This window comes from Trichormus variabilis 0441, assembly GCF_009856605.1.
Classification (GTDB): domain Bacteria; phylum Cyanobacteriota; class Cyanobacteriia; order Cyanobacteriales; family Nostocaceae; genus Trichormus; species Trichormus variabilis.
In genome coordinates, this window is sequence record NZ_CP047242.1 from 1,617,937 (window position 1) to 1,641,062 (window position 23,126).

At 39.7% G+C, this 23,126-nt stretch carries 17 protein-coding genes and 1 riboswitch; of the genes, 15 read left to right on the forward strand and 2 right to left on the reverse strand.

From position 1 onward, the window contains the following. Positions 1–148: 148 nt before the first annotated feature. From GSQ19_RS06420 to GSQ19_RS06430, 3 genes are all read left to right on the forward strand, one after another. Entirely contained in the window at positions 149–1,996 is a 1,848-nt protein-coding gene (locus GSQ19_RS06420) for a vWA domain-containing protein (protein ID WP_011317142.1), read from the forward strand. A 198-nt stretch (positions 1,997–2,194) separates the two neighbouring features. After that, positions 2,195–2,370, forward strand: a riboswitch (cobalamin riboswitch). 18 nt (positions 2,371–2,388) lie between these two features. Then, positions 2,389–2,781 (forward strand): DUF1636 domain-containing protein, encoded by a 393-nt coding sequence (locus GSQ19_RS06425; protein ID WP_011317143.1) that lies wholly within the window; start codon positions 2,389–2,391, stop codon positions 2,779–2,781. Positions 2,782–2,783: 2 nt separating this feature from the next. After that, complete coding sequence (locus GSQ19_RS06430) at positions 2,784–3,521, forward strand: cobalt-precorrin-6A reductase (RefSeq protein ID WP_011317144.1); 738 nt, start codon at positions 2,784–2,786, stop codon at positions 3,519–3,521. Positions 3,522–3,558: 37 nt separating this feature from the next. On the opposite strand, the gene GSQ19_RS06435 is transcribed toward GSQ19_RS06430, so the two are convergent. Continuing rightward, a complete protein-coding gene (locus GSQ19_RS06435; RefSeq protein WP_011317145.1) occupies positions 3,559–4,560 on the reverse strand; it encodes a cyanophycin synthetase in 1,002 nt (333 codons plus the stop codon). Positions 4,561–5,202: 642 nt separating this feature from the next. On the opposite strand from GSQ19_RS06435, the gene GSQ19_RS06440 reads away from it, so the two are divergent. Both GSQ19_RS06440 and GSQ19_RS06445 read left to right on the forward strand, forming a co-directional pair. Further along, positions 5,203–5,439, forward strand: a complete 237-nt coding sequence (locus tag GSQ19_RS06440) for a hypothetical protein (protein ID WP_011317146.1) — start codon at positions 5,203–5,205, stop codon at positions 5,437–5,439. A 276-nt stretch (positions 5,440–5,715) separates the two neighbouring features. Continuing rightward, on the forward strand, positions 5,716–7,725 hold the full coding sequence (locus tag GSQ19_RS06445) for a glycoside hydrolase family 10-like protein (protein ID WP_011317147.1): 2,010 nt from the start codon (positions 5,716–5,718) through the stop codon (positions 7,723–7,725). Positions 7,726–7,833: 108 nt separating this feature from the next. Here the strand turns inward: GSQ19_RS06445 and GSQ19_RS06450 are convergent, their stop codons facing one another. Next, positions 7,834–8,100 carry a hypothetical protein gene (locus tag GSQ19_RS06450; RefSeq protein ID WP_011317148.1) on the reverse strand — a complete coding sequence of 89 codons (267 nt, stop codon included), beginning with the start codon at positions 8,098–8,100 and terminating at the stop codon, positions 7,834–7,836. Between the two features lie 680 nt (positions 8,101–8,780). Between GSQ19_RS06450 and GSQ19_RS06455 the strand changes: the two genes are divergently transcribed. The 10 genes from GSQ19_RS06455 (at position 8,781) to GSQ19_RS06500 (ending at position 23,115) form a co-directional block, all read left to right on the forward strand. Then, the gene (locus GSQ19_RS06455) at positions 8,781–9,803 is read left to right on the forward strand and encodes an IS4-like element ISAva3 family transposase (protein WP_011317149.1); all 1,023 of its coding nucleotides are present in this window, start codon (positions 8,781–8,783) and stop codon (positions 9,801–9,803) included. A 305-nt stretch (positions 9,804–10,108) separates the two neighbouring features. Continuing rightward, the gene (xseA, locus tag GSQ19_RS06460; RefSeq protein ID WP_041455917.1) at positions 10,109–11,347 is read left to right on the forward strand and encodes an exodeoxyribonuclease VII large subunit; all 1,239 of its coding nucleotides are present in this window, start codon (positions 10,109–10,111) and stop codon (positions 11,345–11,347) included. 14 nt (positions 11,348–11,361) lie between these two features. Next, positions 11,362–11,646: an exodeoxyribonuclease VII small subunit gene (gene xseB / locus GSQ19_RS06465; RefSeq protein ID WP_011317151.1), complete on the forward strand. Its 285-nt coding sequence runs from the start codon at positions 11,362–11,364 to the stop codon at positions 11,644–11,646. 462 nt (positions 11,647–12,108) lie between these two features. Then, positions 12,109–17,148 (forward strand): hormogonium polysaccharide biosynthesis protein HpsA, encoded by a 5,040-nt coding sequence (gene hpsA, locus GSQ19_RS06470; protein ID WP_011317152.1) that lies wholly within the window; start codon positions 12,109–12,111, stop codon positions 17,146–17,148. A 163-nt stretch (positions 17,149–17,311) separates the two neighbouring features. Further along, on the forward strand, positions 17,312–17,998 hold the full coding sequence (gene hpsB / locus GSQ19_RS06475; RefSeq protein ID WP_011317153.1) for a hormogonium polysaccharide secretion pseudopilin HpsB: 687 nt from the start codon (positions 17,312–17,314) through the stop codon (positions 17,996–17,998). 43 nt (positions 17,999–18,041) lie between these two features. Beyond that, entirely contained in the window at positions 18,042–19,022 is a 981-nt protein-coding gene (hpsC, locus tag GSQ19_RS06480; RefSeq protein ID WP_011317154.1) for a hormogonium polysaccharide secretion pseudopilin HpsC, read from the forward strand. Positions 19,023–19,120: 98 nt separating this feature from the next. Then, positions 19,121–19,738 carry a prepilin-type N-terminal cleavage/methylation domain-containing protein gene (locus tag GSQ19_RS06485; protein WP_041456576.1) on the forward strand — a complete coding sequence of 206 codons (618 nt, stop codon included), beginning with the start codon at positions 19,121–19,123 and terminating at the stop codon, positions 19,736–19,738. A 386-nt stretch (positions 19,739–20,124) separates the two neighbouring features. After that, on the forward strand, positions 20,125–21,096 hold the full coding sequence (gene hpsE, locus GSQ19_RS06490) for a hormogonium polysaccharide biosynthesis glycosyltransferase HpsE (RefSeq protein ID WP_011317156.1): 972 nt from the start codon (positions 20,125–20,127) through the stop codon (positions 21,094–21,096). A 17-nt stretch (positions 21,097–21,113) separates the two neighbouring features. Then, positions 21,114–22,121 (forward strand): hormogonium polysaccharide biosynthesis glycosyltransferase HpsE, encoded by a 1,008-nt coding sequence (gene hpsE, locus GSQ19_RS06495; RefSeq protein ID WP_011317157.1) that lies wholly within the window; start codon positions 21,114–21,116, stop codon positions 22,119–22,121. Continuing rightward, complete coding sequence (locus GSQ19_RS06500) at positions 22,114–23,115, forward strand: glycosyltransferase family 2 protein (RefSeq protein ID WP_011317158.1); 1,002 nt, start codon at positions 22,114–22,116, stop codon at positions 23,113–23,115. Before hpsE (GSQ19_RS06495) ends, GSQ19_RS06500 begins: the two co-directional genes overlap by 8 nt. Positions 23,116–23,126 lie beyond the last annotated feature (11 nt).

The window sequence follows — 23,126 nt, forward strand, 5'->3', positions numbered from 1 at the left end:
AAGAAACTTTTAGCTTTGCCAAAATGTCAGGCTGGGTTTTTTCTACCCTAAATCATGAAGACATCCTGGGTACACTAATCGCAACACTTAGTGTTTAAACATCATCAGGGTTGCGGCTGATGACAAATAACTCACAGGGGAAAATGAAATGGTAAAAACAAGTTATGAATTCGACCAACCTATTTTACCCGCCGGATTTTCATTAAAGGCTAATATCCTACTACGTTTTCGTGCGGAAATACCCGAATCTCCCCGGCGCAACCTTAACCTTTCCCTTGTAATTGACCGCTCAGGTTCTATGGCAGGTGCAGCTTTACATCATGCCCTCAAGGCGGCTGAATCTGTGGTAGATCAACTTGAGCCAAAGGATATTCTCTCAGTGGTCGTTTACGATGATGCGGTAGATACGGTTGTTTCACCCCAACCTGTAACTGACAAACCTGCGCTCAAAAAGTCCATACGTCAGGTGAGGGCAGGTGGTATTACTAACTTATCGGGAGGATGGCTCAAGGGGTGCGAATATGTCAAGCATCAACTCGATCCGCAAAAAATAAATCGTGTGCTACTGCTGACTGATGGTCATGCCAATATGGGTATTCAAGACCCAAAGATACTCACAGCCACATCAGCCCAAAAAGCTGAAGAAGGGATTACTACAACTACTTTGGGGTTTGCTCAAGGTTTCAATGAGGATCTACTAATTGGGATGGCGAGAGCTGCTAATGGCAACTTCTACTTCATTCAAAGCATTGATGAAGCAGCAGAAGTTTTTAGCATTGAACTAGATAGTCTTAGAGCTGTAGTAGGTCAAAACTTGAAAGTAACACTAGAGTTAGCTGATGGTATCACTCTGGTTGATACTTTAAGTCTTGCTAAAGTTAGCCAAAATGAAGCTGGTCAACCTGTAATTACCTTGGGGGAGCTTTACGAGGGAGAAGATAAGCTTCTGGGTTTGAGTTTGATGATATCCTCTGCTCAAGTAGGTAATTTACCAGTGATGAAGCTGCATTACAGTGCTGATGTAGTGCAGAATGACGTTATTCAAAGGGTTTCCGGAACAACAGATGTCATCGCCAAAGTTGGCACAGTTGAGGAATCAGCGTTAGCCTCTTCCAGTCATATTATCCTCGACCTCAGCCGCCTGACGATCGCCAAAGCTAAAGAAACAGCCCTCGAATTAGCAGAACATGGTCAGCATCAAGCAGCTGAAAAAACCCTCCGTGATTTGGTGCAGTATCTCCGAGACCAAGGCTTAAATGAGAATTTTGAAATTGCAGAAGAGATTGATCAGCTGGAGTATTTCGCAGGTCGAATTGCACAACAAGCTCTAGGTAACGCCGGGCGGAAAGAACTACGTGATCAAAGTTATCAAACAATGACGCGCAATCGCGGTGATCTGGTGGGGCGCGGTGTCACTGCTGGCGATGAAGTACACGCAATGCCGGTTGTCAATGAAATCGGTACTGGGGTGGAACTTGCTTGCGTCCGTGAAGGCGGTAAACTACGGATTAAAGTTATATCTGATGGTTACGACCAAACTAAAAATGTTCAATTTCCCCGTTCCATTCGTGCTGAAGGAGCGCGGTACATTGTTGAAGGGCTAGAATTGTCAAGTAATGGCTCTTTCTACCGTGTAGTCGGCAAAGTCAGTCGTTTTGCCAAACCTGGTGAAACAGACATTTTTGTTGCTCCTAGACAATCGAGATCAACTAACACAAGTAAAGCCTCCAAAGCTCCAGCTACTGCGGCCGATCTTCCCACCACTGACACCATAGATCATGGTGTTCTCATTCAATGCGTCAAAGATGGTAGCAAGTTACGCGCTAGGGTAGTCTCCGACGGATATGAACCGGATTGGAATATGCGTTTTCCCCGTTCCATTCGTGAGGAAGGAATGCTTTATGTGGTTGAGGAAGTGAAGACAGCACCTGATGGCAAGTCTTATATTGCTTCTGGCGAGATTAAGCGATTTTTACAACCGAATATTACTAACTAAATGAAGCTAAGGGTTTCCAACATAGGGCTAAATTAACTGTAGGGTGCGTCAGCTCTAATAATTTCGTACACATTAGAGGATTTTCTACATCTGACGCACCCTACTATTGTGCCAGTTGCGTAAGTCCTGATTTATTTTGAATTGATTCATACTCCTACACCCTGAGTTTTTCGTTTTCATGGGTAAGTCCTAGATGTTACGATTAAGTAAATATTCGGTTCTGGTGGGGAGCAGTCACCAGAGGTAACGGGGAAAGTATACCTGCACTCTTTCGTAGGTGAACGGTGTAAGTCCGGCGCTGTCCCGCAACTGTGAAGGAAAGAAAACTCTTGTAACTTTCCCAGCCAGAACGCCCGCCGAAATTGACGATTCTCAACATCTGCGAGGTACGGATGACTACTGATAATTCCTTGAGTGTGGCAGAACACACACTCTTTGTCTGCAAAACCTGCGCTAGTGTCTGGCAAGATGGTAAACGCGTAGGTGAAAGCGGCGGTCAAAAACTTTTAAATCAACTCCAACAGCTAGCACAAGAGTGGGAGTTACGGGATAAATTCCCGATCCGAGAAGTGGAATGTATGAGTGCTTGCAACCGTTCTTGTGTTGTAGCTTTTACAGGTAAAGGCAAATTAACTTATTTATTTGGTGATCTAGCTGTAGATGATCATGCCTCTGCGGTATTGGAATGTGCTAGTAAATACTACGATAAAGCAGATGGTTTACTGCCTTGGTCAGAACGTCCCGAACCTTTGAAAAAAGGCATTCTCGCCAGGATTCCCACCTGAAGATGCGCCTTTTAATTCTGGGTGGAACTGGAGATGCAGCCGAACTAAGTGCTAAAGTTGCAACTATTCCAGGTATTGAGGCGATCGCATCTTTAGCCGGTCGCACCCGTGAACCTTCTCTCCCATCTGGTAATGTCCGTGTTGGGGGTTTTGGTGGTGCGGCTGGATTGGCTGACTATCTGCGTCAGATGCAGGTTGATGTATTAATTGACGCTACCCACCCTTTTGCTGCACAAATTTCTGAGAATGCGGCGCTGGCGGCTGATGAGGTGGAGATACCACGTTTGATGTTAATCCGTCCTCCCTGGGTGAAAGTAGCAGGCGATCGCTGGATAGAAGTTGATACTACAAGCGCCGCCGCCGCTATTTTAAAAAATCAAGCCAAAAGAGTATTTTTAACTGTTGGGAGACAAGAACTCTCCGCTTTCGCTCATCTACATGATATTTGGTTTCTCATGCGGATGATCGATCCTCCGGCTGCTGATGCTTTAGTTCCGCCTGGGGTGATATTGTGCGATCGCGGCCCCTTTACCCTACCCCAAGAAAGAGACATTCTCATTCAACATAATATTGATACTTTAGTTAGTAAAAATAGTGGGGGTGATGCCACTTACGCCAAGATTATTGCAGCAAGAGAACTAGGCGTACAGGTTGTCATGGTCAATCGTCCAGTCGTACCAGCCTGTGAACAAGTAACAGACGCTGATGCGGCGGTAGCTTGGCTGCTAGAAAAGTTGTAATGATTCAGTTTTGGCATATGCCGTTCATCACGGCTACTTAATTTTCGCTGTTGTACTCCGTTTCCAATGCTTTCAAAACTTTGAGATATAAATCTTCCACTCTCTTAGTTTGAATATCTCCAATGGAAGCATAATGTGTTAAGCCAGGAGAACCATTAACTTCAATAATCACATAATCCACCATAGGTCTGGTAATATCTTGAGTAATTATATCCAAACCCATTAATCGCAATCCCATATCTTTTGTGACGTTTAAAGCCAATTTCTGAAAGTCGGGATGAATATTTTCCGTAACATCCACTGCTTCACCGCCACTAGATAAATTAGCATTATCTAAAAGATATACAACCTTACCATTGGGAATCACACTGTTTAAATTGAGACTTTGCTTCTGCAACTTGCGTTTAATCCGAAAGTCATCAACATCAATAATTTTTTTTCCCAAATTTTGGATGAAACCATCTTGCTTACGTTGTATTAATTCTGTAACATTTGATTTTCCATCTCCAATTACTGATAGTGGTAGCCTTTGATATGCCGCTATTATTTCGTCATCTATCACCACAATTCTGTAATCTTTACCTAGATAAAATCTCTCAATAATCAATCCTGCATTAGCTCGCAATATTTTTTTGGCTACTTGATAATACTCCGTTTTGTTATGAATTTTTGTAACTAATTTTCCTTGGCTTAAATTAATGGGTTTAATAATTACTGGAAATCCAATAAGTTTAGCATATTCAAATCCAGCATCAATATCTCGTTCGTTACCTATTTTTTTACATAATTTCTGATTAAAAAATGTTTGCCCTTCAGTCACATGATAGCCAAAATGTTTGAGGAAAAATTTTGAATAACCCTTATCTTTGGCTATTTCTGCGGAACCAAAACCGTTAATATTTAATTTCGTGGTACTAAAAAATGATTTTTTTCCATTTTTAAATGTAATATGCCCCACTAATTCATATTCTGGATCTACCACAACAACCGCACCTATTTGAGGTGCTATCTTCTGAATTATTGACGTGACTAATGGCATTTTTTAGTCCAAAAGTATAATTTAATGCAGGAATTTTAACTAACATCTCAATCTTGGTCAAGATAAAAACTATTAAAATTCCTCACCCACAAGGGGATGGAGTTTCCTGCCGCTTTTATGAATACTAAATTCAACTGTTTGACCATTTATTTTGCAAGTTTATGTGAATGTTAAGAAATTAACTCAAACAATCTCAGCGAGATTGAATGATTATTCTATACTTATATACTTTATTACATAAAGGTAGAACATATACTAAATATTTAGAATTTTTCGTAATTTTTAATACAAAATATTTTCAATAAATACTAGTACTAAGTTTATCTGAAGAAATTATACCAATAACTACAGTAGTGGCAATTTACTAAATTTAATTTTAAGCCTAAGTTTTCTTTCTATCCTTAGCGATCGCTGCTAAAAGACTGGAGTGAAGAATCTGTAGTCAAGTCAGTCTATTGCTGATTTACAAATAGAAGGCGACTACAATTCATAACTTAGAGTTAGGTCTAAAATATAGCACTCAGTGTTGACAATTTTTAAATAATCGAATAACAAGGTGGCAGATCATAAAAAAAGAGTTAGTAAATCTCTGCTCAGATATTTACTAACACCTTACTGAAACTTTATACGGTTAAGACAATCATGCCACAAAACACTGAATACACAACAACAAACTCTGAAACTCAGCCAATCGCCTATAAACAACGTCTAAATTCTTGGGCTATTGCGCGGTTACTTCCTGATACACAACGTGAGATTGTGGCTCGCTTTCGCAGTCGTTCTGATGCAGATGGTTACATACAGCATCTACGCCAAGTAATACCGAATGCTTCCTTTATGATTGTTTTTGACTGTCAACGTGAAGAAGCAGCTATTTAAAGTTTGACTATGTTTTTAGCTCAGGGTGTAGGGGTGTAAGGCTTCCCCACCCCTGCCCTCTGCCTTGAAAGGGGTGTAGGGGTGTAAGGGTGTAGTGAAAACATATCTTTCACGTTTGACTGTGCAACTTGCTTCATCGGGACTGCTTTTTTATGCAACTTCAACTCAATATTAAGAGAATTTTGGTGAGATTATAGCGATCGCTTCCTGTAACGCTCTCATATTGCTAGATTTGCCAAGGATATCTACAATCAAGCAAACTAGCAGCAAATAACAATGGTATCTACTACTACACGTTTCTCCGATATTCCTAACCATTGGGCGCGTCCGTTCATCGAAGCTTTGGCAGCAAGACGGATTTTAAATGGCTATCCTGATGGAACTTTTCGCCCTAATAATTCAGTTACCCGTGCTGAGTTCGCCGCTATAGTTGCAGCCGTATTTAATATATCTGTAAAACGTCCGTACATTAATTTTACTGACGTACCGACAAGTAATTGGGCAGCAAATGCCATCAAAAAAGCTTACGAAACCGGATTCTTGAGTGGTTTCCCCGATAAAACCTTTCGCCCTGGTAATCAAATCTCTAGGGGGGATATCTTAGTATCTCTAGTCAATGGATTGGAAATAGCCACGAAGATTAAACCGGATTTACTAGAAAAATTACCGGAAATTTATCAAGATGCGGGTAATATACCAGCTTATGGCAGAAATCAAATTGCGATCGCCACTAGTGCAGGTTTAGTCTCCAGTTTTCCCAATATCAAATCACTTAACTTCACTACTGCGGCTACTCGTGGTGATGTGGCCGCAATTATTTATCAAGCTTTAGTTTATCTTGGTCAGGCAGAAAAGATCGCCTCTGTTTACTTGGTGATACCCCCAAAACCCACATTACCCACCGTACGGGTAAGCCATAACAGAGAGTTCCGGGGGGCTTGGATAACCACAGTATGGAATAGTGACTGGCCTTCCAAAGCTGGACTTTCTGTAGCTCAACAGCAGGCTGAATTAGTGGCAATTCTTACCCGTCTCCAAGAGTTGAATTTCAACGCCGTAATTTTGCAAGTGCGACCAGAAGGAGATGCTTTATATGCGTCTGAGTTAGAACCTTGGAGTGCTTGGCTGACAGGGACTCCAGGCAAAGCTCCAGAACCATTTTACGATCCATTGCAGTTTGCGATCGCCGAAGCCCATAAACGCAACCTAGAAGTTCATGCTTGGTTCAACCCCTACCGCGCCAAAACCAGCACCAAAAGCGCGCCTAACGTTCGTCCCCACATCTCCGTAACCAATCCAGAAGTAGTCTATCAATGGGGTAATCAACTGTGGATGGACCCAGGGATAAAAATTGTCCAAGATAGGGCTTACAACGTCATCATTGATGTTGTTCGCCGTTATGACATAGATGCAGTCCACCTCGATGATTACTTCTATCCCTATCCCATTCAAGGCCAGGCTTTCCCCGATGATAAAACCTATGCTGCCTATAAATCAGTAGGTGGACAACTGAACTTAAACGACTGGCGACGGCAAAACGTTGATCAAATGGTGTTGCGTCTGTCTCAAGGCATCAAAGCGACAAAATCTTACGTTAAATTTGGTATCAGCCCCTTTGGCATTTATCGCCCCGGACAACCACCAGGAATCACAGGCTTAGATGCCTATAGTGTACTATATGCTGATGCCAAGAAATGGTTAGAGCAAGGCTGGGTGGATTATCTAGCACCGCAACTATATTGGCGTACTGACCAAACCAGCCAGAGTTATCCCGTATTGCTGAAATGGTGGACAGAAATTAATTCTAAGCGGCGACACATTTACGCAGGTAACAATATTGGACAACTTGACGGCAAAGCTTGGAAAAATGAAGAGATAGAAAAACAAGTCAAAATCAGCCGCAATCAAGCCGGAGAATTATCTCTGGGCAATATCTTTTTTAGCGTCAGTTCTATTATTGAAAATCGCCAGGATATCTCAGCAACTTTCCAAAATTCACTTTATACTACACCTGCCATAGCACCTGCTATGCCTTGGCAGACTGCAACTACACCACCTGCACCAAAAGAACTGCAAGTCAACAACCGCAGACTCAGTTGGCAACCAGGAGATAATCAACCCGTCCGTTCTTGGACACTTTATCGTCAAACTGGCAGTAATTGGATACTACAGCGAGTCTTGTCTGCTGGGACAACCTTCGCCACAGTCCAACCAGGAACCTATGCTGTCTGTGCAGTAGACCGATTAGCAAATGAGAGCCAGGGTGTAATCATTAACGTTAGTTGAGAGTGGGGAGTGCTGAGAGGGGAGTTGAGCAACGTATTGAGTGGAGAGTGGTAAATTGATTATTCTCCCTCATCCCTCTCATATCTCCCAATCCCCAATCCCTCTTAACTAATTACAAAAATCATCTACTCTAATATCTCGCCAAATATCAGAAACCTGCCAGCCTGAGTTTCCAGCAGACTGAATTACAGGATTATCTCTCAAAGGAATGTAGTTAGGTTCTCTAATATCTATATATAGTTCTTTTTGTTCTTCAATAACTGGTTCTGCTATATCTATAGGATCTAGTGGCAGATTTTGATCTTCTGTTTCCTCCATCATTTTGATTTTTTTCAGAACTAATTTCTCGGATTTTTTTATTAGTCGTATATCCATTGGTTTTTTATGCCTTATACAGTGAGAGAAAAAGGATAATCTAAAGACTGATTTTTAGACACACTAGTACAGTTCTTCAAGAATCTTGAGAGAGATCCGTAAAAAGGTTTTATGGTGTCTAATGTTTGAAAAAATACTCAGGAAAACTAGGATACACTAAATCCAGGTAAAATAAAACTTATGGGATAAAAATTTTATAGAACTTAAGGGAAGCTAATAACAGAGAATTATGGACGGCTAAATGTTTAGCGCGAGTCGCCAGAAGCAGACAAATGATTTGCTTTACCCTTATTTCTCATCTCTTTAAAGATTTATCATTTTTATATAAAAATATTCATAAAACAAGCATAAATTCATTCCAGGAAAAATAAAAACGTGATGTATACATACTAATTATCATTGTTTTTAGTTACAAGGCGACAATTATTCTATCTCAATTCTTGATGCAATTAGCTAAGTGATGCCAATTAAGTTTGGCAGTGCTGATTTGCCCGAAGAATAGACAGGATTACAGATATTTTATTGAGTGTCAATGAAATTTCTCACCCACAAGGGGAAGAGTAATCTGGTAATGGTGAATAGATAATTGGACAGAAGTGTTGAATATTAAGAAAAAGATGAGAAAAATAGCCCAAGATATGTTAATTTTGGGCTAGGTATTACAATATTTTGATTTCACAGTGATTATAAATTCATTTCCCAAAATTGTCAAAGATATCCTGAAAGGATTGCCAAAAAATGATTATCCAGTATTGAACAGTCGTCTGTTTTTTGAGTTCTGGCTATCTTACGTCTTGGATAATAGCTTAACAAGTATGCGAGGTTTATTTGCCAGGCTAAATAATACAGGATTTGAGTTAGATATTTCTACTTTTTCTAAAGCAAATTTGCATCGAAGCCAAAAACCCTTTCAAGAAATTTACCAAAAACTAAATAAATTAGTCCAAAATAAAGCTGAGAATAAACTCCATAATAAATATGCAATATGCCCGATTGATTCCACAGTTATTACATTAACTAGTAAGTTATTATGGGTGCTGGGTCATCATCAGGTAAAACTTTTTAGTTCTCTAAATTTAGCTACTGGAAGCCCAGAGGATAACTTGATCAACTTTGGACATGACCATGATTATAAGTTTGGTTCAAAAATGATAGCTAATTTACCAACAAATGCTGTTGGGGTAATGGATAGGGGCTTTGCCGGATTAAAGTTTATTCAAGAACTAGTACAAGAAAACAAATATTTTGTTCTGCGGATAAAAAACAACTGGAAACTAGAATTTGAAGAGTCAAGCGGATTAATTAAAGTTGGTGCATCTGATGATGCCCAAGCCTATAGAGTAATTAATTTTTGTGATTTAGAAACAAAAACTGAATTTCGGTTAGTAACTAATTTACCAGCAGATGGAGAGGCTACTGTTAGTGATGATGATATTAGGGATATTTATCTATTACGTTGGGGAGTTGAATTGTTGTGGAAATTTTTAAAGATGCACTTAAAACTTGACAAATTAATTACTAAAAATGTTAATGGTATCACCATACAAATCTACGTTAGCTTGATAGCATATCTGATTTTACAGCTTGTATCTATTCCCGAACAATGGGGACATACACTATTAGATAAATTCCGCTATTTACAATCCTGTATGTGTCAGAAAATCAGTTATGTTCATTGGTTTGAAGAGATGATGTTATGTTGAATATTTTGGGCTTAATAGAGTTAATGTAACTAACTATGTAAAGTTTTGTATCAGCTTTCAACATTTTTGATAATTGGACTATTACCCATTACCTATTAACTATTACCTGCATCGGCGCTTTGAGCAACCTCGACCACCCACGTTCGCGTAACGTCCCGCTTTCTAGGGAATAAAGTTTCTCGCCGCTTTTATAAAGCAGAGTTTACTTATAGGAAGTGAGAAAGCGCAGCTAGAGCTACAGGATTTTACAGCACCTACCAATGCTACGATTTGGATATACTTGTACTAATATATTCAAATTTTTGATGGCTGACGATTTCGCCGCTTCCGTAATTCTAGATACAGCACTTTCTGTATCTGGATTAACTGATTATCTCCGCTTGCTGCTAGAAGATGATGAGCAACTACGGCAAGTGTGGGTAGTTGGGGAAGTTTCTAGTGCTAATCATCACCGCAGTGGGTTATTTTTTACACTTCAAGATCCCGATGGTACAGCAGCAATTAAGTGCGTGGTTTGGAATAGCCAAGTACCAAAGCTCGCTCAATTACCCATAGCGGGTGAACAATTAATTGTTTTAGGCAGTATTCGTTTATATCCACAAAGGGGAGAGTATCAATTATCAGTCTGGCAAGCCATACCTGCTGGAGTTGGTTTACAAGCACTACGTTATCAGCAACTCAAAAATCGCTTGTTGGCTGAGGGGTTATTCGACCCCCAAAGAAAGCGATCGCTTCCTATTCATCCCCAAACCATCGCCGTTGTCACTTCACCGACGGCGGCGGCTTGGGGTGATATTCAAAAAACCCTTAAACATAGATATCCCGGATTACACGTTTTATTTTCTCCTGCCACAGTCCAAGGTGAACAAGCTCCAGAATCTATTGTGAAGGCGATCGCACGAGTAGAAAAAGACGGTCGTGCTGAGGTGCTAATCTTATCGCGCGGGGGTGGTGCCGTAGAAGAATTAGCTTGCTTTAATGATGAGCGGGTAGTCCGTGCTGTGGCTGAGTGTTCCATACCCGTAGTGACTGGGATTGGTCATCAACGAGACGAATCTTTAGTAGATTTAGCGGCTGATGTTTGTGTGCATACACCGACGGCAGCAGCAGAGAAGGTTGTACCATCACTGGCAGAGTTATACAATCAACATTGTCAGCGTGTTATCGCTTTACATCAAGTTTTGCTCCATACTCAAACCTCTGCGGAAAACCAACTACAAACATTACGGAACCGTTTGCAGAATCTCAGATTAGATAGACACTTGCAACAAGAAGCGCAAAAATTAAATTGGCAACGTCAGCGATTGTGGCAATTAACAATGGGGCGATCGCAGCAAGCCAAACAACACCTAGAACTTTTGCGACAAAAGTTAAGCAGCCTCGACCCCAAAGCCGTATTACAGCGTGGTTATGCAGTAGTGAAACAAGAAAACGGTGCGATCGCTCGTTCTGCTGATGAATTAGCTGTAGGAAATGAGTTATTCATTCAACTGGCGCAAGGTGAAGTTAAGGCCAAAGTGATAGAAGTAAAACAACGGCAATAAAGGCAGAGAGATTAATGGTTAAACGTAAAAACTCTGACAATTCAGGTACTGTGGCACAGGGTAATTATGAAGCCAAGGTTGCAGAAATAGAAGCCATCATCTCACGGATTGAATCAGGAGAATTGGAACTAGAAACCGTTTTTGAGCAGTTTGCCAACGCCGTTCAATACCTGCGTCAATGCGACACTTTTTTACAGCAACGACAGCAACAAATAGATTTATTAATTGAAACTTTGAATGAGCAAGACGGTGATCAGATACCCAGGGTCTCCAATGATGGTATTGAGCCAAAGAAATGATGTAGAGACGTTGCATGCAACGTCTCTACAGTACACAATAAAGTGCATCTTCATCAAGAAACGGTATTACAATCAATTACTTTATACTTCAGACATACAAAAACCGCTACAACTGACATCTTTTATTCGATTGCTGGGTACTATAAGTTTACCTAACTAGCCATATCTTCATAAAGTGACCCACCAATGAACTATATTTGTGTAAATGAAATGTAAACCAATGATGCTTTTATCCTTATTTACTTAGAAAATTAAGATTTTGAAAAAATTCAGTATTTACCGAAAAATCTCAAAACTTAAAGAATGATATAAAGTAAAAAATCCAATCATTGGGAGTTAGCAAAACAGGGTTTTGCCAAATATATATAAATTTAATTATGCCTCTAGATAAAATCTGTGGGCATAATTGTCGATTGCAAAAAAAGAGAAGTTTGTAGCCAATAACTTGACAGGAAAGCAGCCATGACTATAAAACGCCAGCTAGTCAAGACAATCAAAAAAACAGCGAAATTATTTAGAAAAAATTATTTATCGACTTTCAAAAGGCAAATTAATAGACTGCTACGAACTTTTTTTGTGAATCGCAAAAGACGAGGCGCAGTCAATGCTGGCTTTGTGTTGCCAACTGTGGCAATGGTAGCACTCGTAGTTGTTCTACTAACTACAGCAATTTTATTCAGGTCTTTTGAGCGAGCAAAAAATGCTAGTAATGTCAGAGTTAATGAAGTTGTTTTGAATGCGGCTACACCAGCTTTAGATCGTGCTAGGGCAAAAATGGATGCCTTATTTGAAGATCCAACTCTACCAAGAGGAACTCCCACGGATAATGCTTTATATGATGCTTTAAAAAGAACAAGATATACACTTGGTGATGAAACTCGCTTAAAGTTAGGCTTTGATATAGACAACAATAGTAGTATTTCTCAGCCAACTAGTAGTACAGCCTTAGAAGACGACGAAACCATGAGAACGGCTTGGAAATATGCCGTTGATACCGATAATAATGGTTTGAAAGATACTATTACTCTTTATGGTATCTTTTTCCGTTCACCTAGTAGAAACTCTACCACGGGCTTATTTAATCGTGAAAGAAATCCCCTAGAAGCCAGAACTCCGCCAATGGATAATAGTTCAACAAATCAGGCGTGTACTGGTGCAACGGGTTTTGCTAGTTTAGTTGGTAATTCTAGTTGGTTTAGATTAAACAGTGGTAATTTGGGTAAAAGCTTCTTTGTTTATGTTGTTAATGTGCCAATTACTGACATTGGCAGTCTTAGTACATCAGAATATGAAACTTACAAGGGAAATAAGGGTGTTGTTGCGCTAGAACTTCAACAAGACCGTAACCGTGTTCCTCTACCAAATAACGCAGTTTGGTTTGAAAATGACCTGGAAGTAATAGTTGGTAGTACAACACTCTTATTAAATGGTAGAGTTCACACCAATGGTAATTTGTTGGTAGGTGTACAAAATAACGGTGGTAACATAACTCTCCGCCAAGTTAGTAGTAAAACATCATGTTTTTATAACCAAGAAAATGGACAGATTAGTGTAGGTGGTAATGTTGGGAATGGTAGCCTTTCTCAGGTGAATACTGGTACGAGTGTTACTGTTGACCTATATAGAGGTTATGGAGAAGATGTAACAACGAAACCCATTAACGATACCAATAAATCTACGAATCAATCAGGTGGGGCTAATATCGGGTTTAACGATACAGCTTATAATCAACGTATTGCAGCAATGAAAGATACTGCAATCAGCTTATGTACAACCTGTTATGCAACAACAACAACAACAGGCAGTGCGCTTAAAACAGCAGTAGATGCAAGTGGCTACCCTAGTGAAGTAAAAAATAATGTTAGGTCTAAGGTAGACGATAGTGATGATGGAGACACGGCGAAGAAAACCCTCTCTCAAGAAATAGAAATTTATTTGCGAAACAGAACGCGACGGGTGCCATTTGCCGAAGTAGCAGATGGGGGAAATGCAACAACTGGATACACTGCAATTACCGCTAGTTTGGACCCACAAGCAAGTTGGAGACAACCATTAAATAGTAGTAACCAGTTTATTGGTACACCTACTGGAGTTACTGTTACTGTAACTACATCTCAGTTAGAAGCCACACATCCTAATTTACAAAGAAGAGAGGGTGTTCAAACAGAATTAGGCGATCGCGTTGTTGCTGGTAACAACCTACCTGCTTTGTGGTTACAAGGTAGTCAATATGTTGGCTCAGACGCGCAACAAATGATTACTAACAGTAGTGGTACTGCTATCAACTGGACTAGAAGTGGTTCAGAAGCACCGCAAAGATGGCGTAATACTCAGATACAAGCTTTGTCAGATTTAGGTATATCAGACCGTAATGGTTTCTGGGAAGAAAATGCGGCAAAAAACCCCATAAATGACCTAGATAGCGTAGGTGGAGTTCGGATTATTACAGGCGCGGGAATTTATGTTGATGCTCCAATTGGGACTACTGTAGACACAACTAATGGTCCATTTTATCCCCGTGGTGTTAATTCATTTTTACCAGATCCAACCCCGTCTTCAACCCTTGTTTCCGGATCTGTTGGTGCTAATGATATCTTTGTTTGGCCTGACACTATGCCGATGTCAAGTGCTAATTCATCAGAAACTCGCAAAGGTGATCTACTAATGCGAGCTACGGCTGTTTATCACTACAAAGTATATTATGGGACTGGCCAAGAACCAATAGCTTGTGTAAGTAGTTACTATGATCCAAGTAATAATACTACAAGTCTGAATAAACCTGGCTTAACTGTTCCGCCTGATCCATTAGATCCTCTTGCTCCGCCCTCAACTGTAGATTTACCTTGGGGGGCAGGAACTGGTGGCAGATCCAATAACGGCATTGTCTATACTTTCCCTGGTAGAAGCACCTTTACAACGAACAAAACTCTTCTAGAGAGACAAGCCAGGTTAAGGTTCCCCAATGGCCGTTTTGTAAATCAAGCATTAAAAGAAGCCTTAGGAAAAATAGGGACTGCTACTACAGTACCTAGTACTGGGTTACAGTTATCTGATTACTCAGCCATTGATACAGCACTTTGTGCTATTTCCATCCTCAATAATGAATCTGGTTTTGTGACCAGTAACACTAACTTACCCAAGCACGGTGCAATCAAAGAAGCTGCTTTTCTTGATGCAAGGGAAGTGAAGCAGATTAGTCCACCAAGTACACCAAGCACATACAACCTAGATTTAGAACAACGTCAACCCTTAGAAATTCGAGTTACAGACATCGACTTAGATATCGCTAATAACGGCATAACACGGAATGCAATTACAGCTAACGAGTTTTTATTGCCTTATAGCGGTATTGTTTACGCAAGTAGAGAGGATGCTTTGCGTGATGCAAGTGATTCAACAGCTAATAGTCAGTTACTCAGCCCAACTGATTTTAACCTTGACTATACTCGTCGCCCTAATGGTATCCGTTTAATTAACGGGGGAACGTTAGCCAGAACTAGTACTAATGTTTACAATGCTAAAGAAAAAGGCTTGATCCTGGCAACTGATTTACCTGTATATGTGAAGGGTGCATTCAATTTGCATCGCACAAATACTACTAGTACAACACAAATAGAAGAATTTACTGAAACAGAGCCAACCACTGGTACATACGATAGCGATGATTTCTACGACCGTAGTACTCGCAATCTAAGCTTTGCTTGCCGTAAAGATAGACCTGGTTGCACGTTAGCATCTGGTGATACTACTGGTGATTTTTGGCGATCGGCAACAATCATTGCTGACTCTATGACCTTACTATCCGATAGTTTTAAAGACGGTTTTCGTAGTGAGGGTGACTATGACCTAAACTACAATGCAGGTGTTGTACTTGAGAATAATTTCAACCCAGCTACTATCAGTACAATAGTTTCTCCTGCTACTCAGTCTGTATTATCTACATTAGATACTAGAAGACAAAATCGCCTGAAAAATGGTTTTTGGGACAATAACTTTGCTACAAGTACGAGATGGTGGACTGCAACTGGAGCTAACCCAAGCCCAAACTTAAACACTACTACAGGTGTAGGCTCTTACACGGTAAATGGCGTGACTCCAATTCAACGCCGAGTTAATCACCCAATGTACATAATGGAAATCTGCCGCAAGGATTTGATTTCTGATTGTAACCAGCCTAATGATTGGGTAGTTGGATTTGATATTAATGGTGATGGTGTTTTAAGTAACACTGAACGAGACTATACAGTCAATGGTAGTACTGTCAGGCTGGCTGAAAGAAATATACAAGTTCATCAGTTAGGTCAAGCTATACTCGCATCAGCTAACGCTGCTAGTATCACTTCAACCTGGTGGGGTACAGCATTCTTGTCTACTTTTCCAACAACCTGGTTAGAGGTATCCCCCAATCCTTCTGGTTGTACTAATATCAGTACCAATACAAGATGCAACAGAAACATTAGACAAAGACTAGGGGCTGGTGATACAGGAGGATTAGCTCTACAAACATCAGATCAACGCTATCCTCGACGCGTAGCCTTTGCACGCTATAAAGGCGTAACAGGCCGTCTTGAGAACGAGCTTGTTAGTACCAACACTGTTGCGCCTTTTCTTTACAAACCAATCGGGATAGGTTGCCCCTTGGATATTACTGGTACTGGATATACTGCCAATGGGTGTAGTTATGGTGGTACAGTCGAGGGTACTAACTACGGTCAGCCAGGAAACCAGTCTCTTTACTTCCGATCAACTAACAGCACCACTAATCCAGGAGACTTAACACCCGCACAAATTTCATACAACAATAACAGACCACTGTTCTATTTTCCACCTACTGCTGCTGATGGTCAGCCACTTTTAGTACCAGTGTTGCAGATTCATGATACAGGCAACAGCACAAGCGTTAGAACAGAAACGACGGAGCAAAATAGTTTTAGGGATAACTGGATACAACAAGCAGCAGCTACTACTTTTAATGCAACGTTTGTATTAGGAAATAGCCCTAGCCGGCCAGCAGAACTTTCCGCAGGTCTGCAAAACCTTGTAAGGTTTTTAGAAAACTGGAATGGTGTTTCAGCGAAAATTAGTGGTAGTTTTATTCAACTCAAACGCAGTTCCTTCTCCAGTGGACCATTTTCAGCTATTTTCCGTTCTAGAGAAACAACTGCCTCAACCGATACTGACAATCTAAGCCTTTTTGACTATCGATTAGATACTTACCCAACCCCTAATAGTAGCGGTCTATTACCTGTTTACTCACCACCAGATAGAAATTGGGGTTTTGATGTGGCGCTATTGTCAGAGCAACCAGACTTGTTTGCACAAAGATTTACAGCACCGCCATTAGGTCGCCCGAATGAGTTCTTTAGAGAAATTGGTCGGGATGATCCTTGGGTGAAAATCCTACTCTGCGCCGGTGAACCAGGAACTGGAACAACTTATACAAGCGCTGTTCCTAGCCAATATCGCCCAAATGATTGTAAAGCCATACCAGATGATGCCTAAAGTTTGACACTTGTAGGGTAGGCAAGATGCCCACCCTACAAATTTTTTGTAGTAAGGACTTTAGTCCTGATTTTGAGGACTGAAGTCCTCACCACGAAATTAAACTAAATCATTTCGCAAGCATACAACAGCAAAAACTAGTTGAAGTATTTGATAAATAGCCATGATAGGGAAACAAGTTAAGAAACACAGGATAAACACAGCAGCATCTTACTTGCAATCTAGTGAGCAGGGTTTCACGATTATTGAATCTTTGGTGGCAATACTTGTAGTGGGTATTTTATTAGTGGCGATCGCTCCAGTACTTTCCCTATCAGTCGCAACCCGTGTACAATCTCGACGAGTAGAATTAGCGTCTCAAGCCGCTAGATCATATATTGATGCAGTTAGAACTAAGCTTGTTGCAGCCCCATCAGGCCCAACGACAGCTACCACACTATCAGCATTTGCTGCGCCTACAGCAACGGGAACTTTGACTTGTACTGCTAATTTCCCCTGTACAGCTCCTACTCCCCCTACAGGATCATCCTTATACTGTGTAGACCTAGATAACGATGGTAGCTGTACAAACACTAGTGTATCAGACATGATTGTTCACGCTTTTCGTCCTAATAACAATGACTCCACGAAAGGCTACGCTTTAGGAATTAGAGTTTATGGGGCAAATGCTTTTAGAACTAGCGCTACTCTGCTCAAAAATACTTCGACAACTAGACTAACACAAAGGACATACACACCGGGTGGTGGTCAACGTACAGCACCGCTATTAGAAATGACAGCAGATATCAGTGACACTGTACCTAAATATAGTGACTTGTGCGCCCGTATTACAGGTGGTTGCACTAATTAAATGTTGATTATCAAATATCTGTCAAGAAAAGGGAAGCTGCAATATGATAAGTCCATTAAAATTTCTCCTAAGTCTGCAATTAAAACACCTCAAAAATAGTCAAATAAATAAAGGATTTACCTTAATTGAGCTGCTAGTAGCCATTATTTTGGCTGTATTAGTCATAACACCTTTAATGGGGTTTATGATTAGTGTGTTAAACAGCGATCGCCAAGAACAAGCAAAAGCCACTACTGAACAAGAAATTCAAGCAGCATTAGATTACATGGCACGCGATTTACAGCAAGCTGTATATATATATGATGCTGATGGAATAACCAGAGATCGGAATACTACTACTGTTGCTAGTTCAGGAATTAGAGACCAAATACCGCCTGTTAAATCTGCGCCTAATTGTAGCCCTACTGGTGCTAGTAATACCAATGTTTGTACTCCTATACTAGTTTTTTGGAAACGGGAATTTGTCGCCAACAGTGTTGGTGTTGGTTCTGCAACTGACACTGTAAGAGATGATGGTTTTGCTTATTCGTTAGTGGCTTACTATTTAATCACCAATCCCAATGCTGCTAACCCTACATGGTCACCTTCCGCGCGGATTGGCAGATTTGAACTTCGCGGTTCAGTCAATGCTGCTTACTCCAACGCTACAGCAAATACAGGCTTTAATCCACCACCACTATCAGACACTTTTACTGGTTCTACACTCAAGGAAAAAATGAACCAATGGCAGACCGCACTCGGTGCATCAGGTAGTTATACTCAACGTGTAGAAACTTTAGTTGATTTCATTAGTACGACTAGCCCGGCAATTACTTGCCCTGCGCCAAAACTTGTAGGAAGCCCAACAAGTGGATTTTCAGCTTGTGTCGATTCCGCAGAAGTAGTGGCACAAGTTTATTTAAGAGGTAATGCTTTTGTTCGCCTGAACAATAACAATAATATTGCCTTTAACAATAATGTTGCTACTTATTTCCCCAATGGCAGCATTCGCGCCCAAGGTAGGGGATTTCTCTTTACTAAATAACTTTTATAACTCCTTTAGTTAATGAATCAAAGGATAGTATGTACAGTGTAGCTTTATTAACGTTACAAAAATTCAATTGCAATCTTCTATTAGTAAGATTGCGACAGCGAAACCTGATAGGAAAGCACCTTTATATACTTGAATCTAGGAAACTAGATGCAGGTTTTAGTTTGGTAGAAATGATCGCAGTTGTACTAATGATAGGTATATTAGCAGCGATCGCCCTACCCAGTTGGTCTGCTTATGTCAACCGCCAAAGAGTTACTAAAGCTAATGAGGTTGTTTTGTCCGCAATACAAGACGCACAAAGGCAAGCTAAACAAAAAAAACTGAGCTACAGTGTCAGCTTCAAAACAGACAATAATATCCCGCAGCTTGCAGTTTATTCAGGTACAACACCAACTAACTGGCGTAATTTAGGTGAAGATTTAGACATTAAAACGGGGACAATGAGACTTGGCACAAACCTCAGTAACGTAAACACTGCTAGCGCCTCTGTTACCTATGCTGCAAATTTTAATACTAGCGCCCCACAAACAATTACTTTCGACTACATGGGGACTTTAGCAAATGCAAACTTTGGTACGCCGCCTACGGGTTCAGATGAAGCACCTGGAATCAAAGTTGTTGTAGCCAATAACAACATCAAGCGCTGCGTCATCTTAAAAACTCTCTTAGGTGCAACACTTACTGATAAAGATGATAAATGCAATTAAACAGATATTGATGTAGCAATATTTTTTTTAAAACTCCATATAAATACTGTACGATAAACTGCTCCTTCAACGCAAAATTGAAATACAGGGTGCAGGTTTTAAGTTTTAGGAATTCCAGGCTGCATATTTTATGGACTATATGAATACCTAGAATGTGTAGCCCACAATATTTTCATTTCAATTCGACAATCAACTTACTCAAAATATAACTTGCAAGAGATGCCAAGAAGTCACAAAAATGTTTTTTATGACTTATATTTACCATCTTTAAATTAAATACTTGCTCGTCATCAGTTATAGCCTAGCTTCAAATAAATTCGATCAAATATTTGACATCTTCCAGTCACCTCCAAACGACAAACAAATCCAAATAAAACTTGTGAAAAATGAGTAAAAACATTGATTTTACCGTAGCCATCCCCACTTACAATGGTGCAAATCGCTTACCTGAACTGTTAGAGAGGTTGCGAAATCAAATTAACACCGAGAATATTTCTTGGGAAATTATTGTTGTCGATAATAACAGCACCGATAACACAGCCCAAGTTGTACAACAGTACCAAGAAAACTGGCAATATCCCTATCCTTTGAAATATTATTTTGAAGCTAAACAAGGTGCAGCCTACGCCAGAAAAAAAGGTGTTGAAGTTTCTTCAGGACAACTAATAGGTTTTTTAGATGATGATAACTATCCCACACCTACATGGGTAGCAGCAGCTTTTGCTTTTGCTCAACAGCACCCCAAGGCAGGGGCTTATGGTAGCCAAATCCACCCAGATTGGGAAGTTGAACCACCAGAAGGCTTTAAGTCCATAACTCCCTTTTTAGCAATTACAGAACGTGGAAATAAACCTCTATTTTATGACCCTAGAAAAAAACTCCTCCCACCTTCTGCTGGATTAGTTGTCCGTCGGGAAGCATGGTTAGAAAGTGTACCAGACCAGCCTATTTTAACTGGTAGAGTAACTGGTAATATGCTCACTGGTGAAGATTTAGAAATGCTGTGTTATTTCCAGAAATCTGGATGGGAAGTTTGGTATAGTCCGGAAATGGAAATTTATCATAAAATCCCAGAATCTAGGTTAAAGAAAGAGTATTTAATTCCGTTTTTTAGGGGTATTGGCCTAAGTCGATATGTCACTAGAATGACAAATCTTAAAACCTATCAAAAGCCATTTATCTTAATTGCTTACATGATAAATGATATTAGAAAGCTCATTTTACAATTACTTAAATATGGAGACAAGATAGAAAATGATTTGGTGATAGCTTGCCAAACAGAACTTTTAATCAATAGCCTCATTAGTCCTTTTTATCTTTGGAAAAATGGCTATTTAAATAAAGGCAGCAAGTCATAAATATGATAATTTGATTCATGACACAAAAACCACAAAATTTCCGAGAACAACTAGACTTTACTGTTGCCATCCCCACATGGAATGGTGCAGAACGTTTACCACAAGTGTTAGATAGACTATTGACTCAAAATGGTATAGAGCATTTACATTGGGAAGTTATTATTATCGATAATAATAGCAGCGATCGCACACCTGAAGTAGTGAGTGATTACCAGAAAAAATTTACTCAATGTCAGTTGAAATATTTTCTGGAAACACAACAGGGATTAGCCTATGGAAGACTCAGAGCAATCAAGGAAGCTCAAGGTAAATTCATCGCTTTTTTAGATGATGACAACTTAGCAGCATCCGATTGGATTTTACAATCTTATAATTTTGGTGAAGAACATCCTCAAGCAGGTGCATGGAGTGGCCAAATACATGGTGATTTTGAAGTAAAACCGCCAGAGGATTTTCCGCAAATCCAGTCTTTTTTAGCAGTTCGGGAACATGGAAAAAAAGCATATAAATTTGATGCTAAAAATCTAAAGCTACCACCAGGAGCTGCACTTGTTATTCGTAAACAAGCCTGGCTGGAAAGCGTACCCCAACAGTTAGTTTTTAAGGGAAGAATTGGGAATTTAATGGTTTCTGGGGAGGATACAGAAGTTCTCCTATATATATACAAATCTGGTTGGGAAATTTGGTACAACCCAAAAATGGAAATTTATCATAAAATTCCCCACTGGCGACTTGAAAAGAATTACTTAATAAATATAGCTCGTGGTTGTGGGTTATGTATTTTTCAACTCAGATTAATAAATGCTAAACAAGGGCAATCACCAATGATTTTACTCAGAACAATTTTAGGCAATACACGCAGGTTATTTTGGCATATCATTAAGTATAATAAGAATTTAAATAGAAATACAGTGGCAATTGTTGAATTTAATTTTTATTTAGGTAGTCTTTTGAGTCCTCTATATTCACTAATATTTTATTGTCAAAAAATAGCAAATAAAGACATGAGTTTCAATCATGACTGAATATTTTTTCAATCCACCGACAATTTCAGTAATTATTCCAGCTTATAATTGTGAAGCCACCATCAAAGAAACAATCGAATCAGTTCTAAGGCAATCTTTCAGTGATTTTGAATTAATAGTCATCAATGATGGCTCACAAGATAACACTTTAGATGTTGTTTACCAAGTACAAGATTCACGAATTAAGATATTTTCTTTTGAGAATGCTGGCGGAAATATTAGTCGAAATCGCGGTCTGAATATTTCCCAGGGTAAGTTCATCAGTTTCTTAGATGCAGATGATATTTGGATGCCTGATAAGCTCCAATCTCAGTTGGAAGCTTTATACAAAAACCCTGGGTTTCATGTTGCTTATAGCTGGACTGATTATATTGATAAAGATGGTAATTTTTTAGCTTCAGGTAAACGCGTTACTCTGAGTGGCGATGTCTATCAGAAGTTATTGATTAACAATTTTTTAGAGAATGGTTCTAATCCTTTAATTCTCAGAGAGGCTTTAGTTGAACTGGAGGGATTTGATCAATCATTAAAAGCTGCTCAAGATTGGGATATGTGGCTGCGATTAGCAGAAAAATATTCTTTTGTATCTGTACCTCTTGTACAAATACTGTATCGAGTCAGTAGTAATTCTTTATCAGCCAATCTTGTTAGACAAGAAAGATATTCCTTGCAAGTACTTGAGAAAGCTTATCAAGCCAGACCTACAATTGGTAAGCATCTTTTGCATTTAAGTATAGCCAATATTTATAAATATCTGACTTGTAAAGCCTTACAAAAGCCATATTCTCGACATAATGGTTTGACGGCTATTAAATTTCTGTGGAAATATATTCTGTATGATTCAGCTAGACAAAAAAGAATTAGCGCTACACTCAAACTTTTTTTAAAGTCTGTGATCATCATGATGTTACCTCCTGGCGTATCTACGTTATTACTAACACAAGTAAAGAAAAAATCCCCAAAACCGGAACTATCAATCATTTCAGGCAGTTAAAATCTGCTTAA

Excerpts from the sequence above, each read along its gene's own strand:
- xseA (WP_041455917.1), top strand. The coding sequence starts at position 10,109 with ATGGCTGACGATTTCGCCGCTTCCGTAATTCTAGATACAGCACTTTCT.
- hpsB (WP_011317153.1), top strand. The coding sequence starts at position 17,312 with ATGATAGGGAAACAAGTTAAGAAACACAGGATAAACACAGCAGCATCT.
- GSQ19_RS06445 (WP_011317147.1), top strand. The coding sequence starts at position 5,716 with ATGGTATCTACTACTACACGTTTCTCCGATATTCCTAACCATTGGGCG.
- hpsE (WP_011317157.1), top strand. The coding sequence starts at position 21,114 with ATGACACAAAAACCACAAAATTTCCGAGAACAACTAGACTTTACTGTT.
- hpsE (WP_011317156.1), top strand. The coding sequence starts at position 20,125 with ATGAGTAAAAACATTGATTTTACCGTAGCCATCCCCACTTACAATGGT.
- hpsC (WP_011317154.1), top strand. The coding sequence starts at position 18,042 with ATGATAAGTCCATTAAAATTTCTCCTAAGTCTGCAATTAAAACACCTC.
- GSQ19_RS06420 (WP_011317142.1), top strand. The coding sequence starts at position 149 with ATGGTAAAAACAAGTTATGAATTCGACCAACCTATTTTACCCGCCGGA.
- hpsA (WP_011317152.1), top strand. The coding sequence starts at position 12,109 with ATGACTATAAAACGCCAGCTAGTCAAGACAATCAAAAAAACAGCGAAA.
- GSQ19_RS06435 (WP_011317145.1), bottom strand. The coding sequence starts at position 4,560 with ATGCCATTAGTCACGTCAATAATTCAGAAGATAGCACCTCAAATAGGT.
- xseB (WP_011317151.1), top strand. The coding sequence starts at position 11,362 with ATGGTTAAACGTAAAAACTCTGACAATTCAGGTACTGTGGCACAGGGT.
- GSQ19_RS06440 (WP_011317146.1), top strand. The coding sequence starts at position 5,203 with ATGCCACAAAACACTGAATACACAACAACAAACTCTGAAACTCAGCCA.
- GSQ19_RS06450 (WP_011317148.1), bottom strand. The coding sequence starts at position 8,100 with ATGGATATACGACTAATAAAAAAATCCGAGAAATTAGTTCTGAAAAAA.
- GSQ19_RS06425 (WP_011317143.1), top strand. The coding sequence starts at position 2,389 with ATGACTACTGATAATTCCTTGAGTGTGGCAGAACACACACTCTTTGTC.
- GSQ19_RS06430 (WP_011317144.1), top strand. The coding sequence starts at position 2,784 with ATGCGCCTTTTAATTCTGGGTGGAACTGGAGATGCAGCCGAACTAAGT.
- GSQ19_RS06500 (WP_011317158.1), top strand. The coding sequence starts at position 22,114 with ATGACTGAATATTTTTTCAATCCACCGACAATTTCAGTAATTATTCCA.